Consider the following 3,122-nt stretch of genomic DNA (forward strand, 5'->3'; position numbering starts at 1 on the left):
ACGGCCCGGCCGCTTCGGCCGTTCGGGGGTGTGTTGGACCGTTCGAGCGTCTTCAGCGGGTGAGCAGGTCCCGCAGGGCCTTGGCGATATCGGCGGGGGCCTCCTCGGCCATGAAGTGGCCGCAGGTGACGGTGGTGTGCCGCAGATCGGGCGCCCAAGCGCGCCACAGCGCGGCGGCGTCGTAGCCGAGGGCGGCGCCCCAGTCCTGCTGGAGCACGGTGACCGGCATCCGCAGCCGGTGACCGGCGGCGCGGTCGGCCCGGTCGTGGTCGGTGTCGATGCCGGCGGAGGCCCGGTAGTCGGCGACGATCGAGGGCACCGCCGCACGGCAGGCGTCCAGGTACGCGGCGCGGACATCGGCCGGGATGGCCTGCGGGTCGCCCGTCCACAGGTCGAGGAAGTGGCCGAAGAAGAGATCCGGGGCGGCACCGATCAGCCGCTCGGGCAGTCCGGGCGGCTGGGCCATCAGATACAGGTGGAAGCCCACGGCGGCGGTGGTGCCGTGCAGCGCCTCCCACATGTCCAGGGTCGGGAGCACATCGAGGCAGGCCAGGTGGGTGATGGCCGCCGGGTGGTCGAGGGCGGCGCGGAAGGCGACCAGGGCGCCGCGGTCGTGTCCGGCCAGCGCGAACCGCTCATGCCCCAGCGCGCGGGCCAGGGCCACGATGTCGGCGGCCATGGTGCGCTTGGCGTAGCCGGTGCCGTCGGGGTCGGCGGGCTTGTCGCTGGCGCCGTAGCCGCGCAGGTCGGGGCAGATCACGGTGTGGTCGGCGGCGAGGTCGGCGGCGACGTGCCGCCACATCAGATGGGTCTGCGGAAAGCCGTGCAACAGCACGATCGGGGGGCCCGAGCCGCCGATGGCCACGTGGAGGGACACGCCGTCGGCGACGGGGACACGGTGGTGAGCGAAGCCGGCGATGACAGGCGGCATGGTTCCGCCCCTTTCAGGGTGAAGAGGTTTTTCGGGGTGAAGACGTTCAGGCGTCGGATGTTTCGGATGTTCAGGCGTCGTCAGCGTGCCGGGCGCGAATGAGCATCGGATGAGCGCGTTACCGTGACCGGGGGCGCTGCCCCGGAAAGGGTGGTCCGGCGTGCGGTTCCTGTTCGGCGTGCTGGGTCCGGTGGCGGCCTGGGACGGGGCCGGGGACGCGATCGCCTTGAAGGGGCCGCGACACCGCGCGGTACTGGCCCGGCTGATCGTCGCCCGCCGCCGTGTCGTCCCCGTCCGCCGCCTGGCCGAGGACCTGTGGCCGGAGGAGCCCCCCGCTGACGCGGTGGGCGCGATCCGCACCTTCGTGGCCGCGCTGCGGCGCACTCTGGAACCGGAGCGCCCGCCTCGCGCCCCGGCCCGCCTGCTGGTCACCGAGGGCCCGGGGTATGCGCTGCGCGCCGACCCGGGCGCGGTGGACGCCTGGAGCTTCGAGCGGGCGGTGACCGCCGCCGCGGCGCTGCCGCCCGAGGACGCGTTCGCGCGGCTGGACGAGGCGCTGGAGTGGTGGCGCGGCCCCGCCTACGCGGAATTCGCCGACGAGCCATGGGCCCGCGCGGAGCGCTCGCGCCTCGCCCAGCTGCGGCTGCACGCCGTCGAGCGGCGGGCCGAGGCCCGGCTCGCGCTGGGCCTGGCCGCCGAGACGGCGGCTGACCTGGACTCCCATGTGGCCGAGCACCCCTGGCGCGAGGACGCCTGGCGGCTGCTGGCCCTGGCGCTGTACCGGTCCGGCCGCCAGGGCGACGCGCTGGCGGTCCTGCGCCGGGCGCGTACGCTCCTGGCCGAGCAGCTGGGGGTGGATCCGGGCCCGCGGCTGCGCGGCCTGGAGGCCGACATCCTCGGCCACGCCGCCCACCTCGACGCCGGCCCAGGCCCGGGTCCCGGGGCTGCCGACCGGGTGTGGGCGCGTACGGCGGCCGCCTACGACCGCACCGTGCCCTCCGGCGCCCGGGCACGTCTGGAGTCGACGGTGGGTCTGCTGCGCAGTCTCGCGGTGACCGGCGGCAGCGGCCTCCAGACGGCCCGCCACCACCGCGTGGCGGCCGTCGCGGCGGCCGAGGAGCTCGGTGACGCGGAGCTGACCGCCCGCGTGATCGGCGCGTACGACGTCCCGGCCATCTGGACGCGGCTCGACGACCCGGAGCAGGCCGCGCGGGTCGTCGCGGCGGCCGAGCGCGCCCTGTCCGCCCTGCCGCCCGGCGGGCACGACGCGGCCCGGGCCCGGCTGCTGACCACGATCGCCCTGGAGTCGCGGGGCACCCGCGCGGCGCGCGGGCCGCAGGCCGCCCGGCAGGCGGAGGAGATCGCCCGACACCTGGACGACCCCGCGTTGCTGGCGTTCGCCCTCAACGCGACGTTCATGCAGACCTTCCACCGCGCCGGTCTGGCGCCGCGCCGGGACGCGATCGGCGCCGAGCTGATCGCCCTGTCCGCCCGGCACGGCCTGACCACCTTCGAAGTCCTCGGCCACCTCATCCGGCTCCAGGCCCGCGCCGCCCTGGCGGACTTCACCGGAGCCGACCGCCACGCGAGCGCCGCGGACCGCCTGGCCGAGCGCCATGAGCTGCCGCTGGTCGGCGTGTTCACCCAGTGGTACGCCGCGCTACGGCTCGCCGCGACCGGCCCGGCGGCAGAACAGACGGAACAGGCGGAACACAGGGCGGAGGCGGAGGCGGCCTACCGGGACGCCGCCGCACGGCTGGACGGGGCCGGTATGCCCGGTCTGGAGCGTGGTCTGCTGCCGCTCGCGCTGCTGTGCCTGCGTATGCGGCACGGGCTGCCCGCCCAGGCCGACGAGCACGGCGACTGGGGACCGTACGAGCCCTGGGCCCGCCCCTTGGTGCTGCTGGCCCAGGACCGCCGCGACGAGGCCGCGGCAGCGCTGCGCGAGACCCCGGACCCGCCCCGCGACCTGCTGTTCGAGGCCCTGTGGTGCCTGACCGCCCGGGCGGCCGTCGCCGTCGGCGACCGGGAGACGATGGAGCGCGCCCACCGCGAGCTCGCCCCCGCGGCGGCGGAGCTGGCCGGGGCGGGCAGCGGGCTGCTCACCCTGGGCCCGGTCTCGACGTACCTGGGCGAACTCGCCACGGCCCTGCGCACCACGGGCCGACGCGGCTAGGGCCTGTCGTCAAAG

Annotated in this window: 2 protein-coding genes; one reads left to right on the forward strand and one right to left on the reverse strand. The window is 76.3% G+C overall.

The features are described from left to right. Nucleotides 1–52: 52 nt before the first annotated feature. Nucleotides 53–931: an alpha/beta fold hydrolase gene (locus CCN51_RS33670; RefSeq protein WP_014175885.1), complete on the reverse strand. Its 879-nt coding sequence runs from the start codon at nucleotides 929–931 to the stop codon at nucleotides 53–55. Between the two features lie 160 nt (nucleotides 932–1,091). On the opposite strand from CCN51_RS33670, the gene CCN51_RS33675 reads away from it, so the two are divergent. After that, nucleotides 1,092–3,107 (forward strand): AfsR/SARP family transcriptional regulator, encoded by a 2,016-nt coding sequence (locus tag CCN51_RS33675; protein WP_014175886.1) that lies wholly within the window; start codon nucleotides 1,092–1,094, stop codon nucleotides 3,105–3,107. Nucleotides 3,108–3,122: the final 15 nt, after the last annotated feature.

This window comes from Streptomyces milbemycinicus (assembly GCF_002154605.1).
Lineage (GTDB): Bacteria > Actinomycetota > Actinomycetes > Streptomycetales > Streptomycetaceae > Streptomyces > Streptomyces milbemycinicus.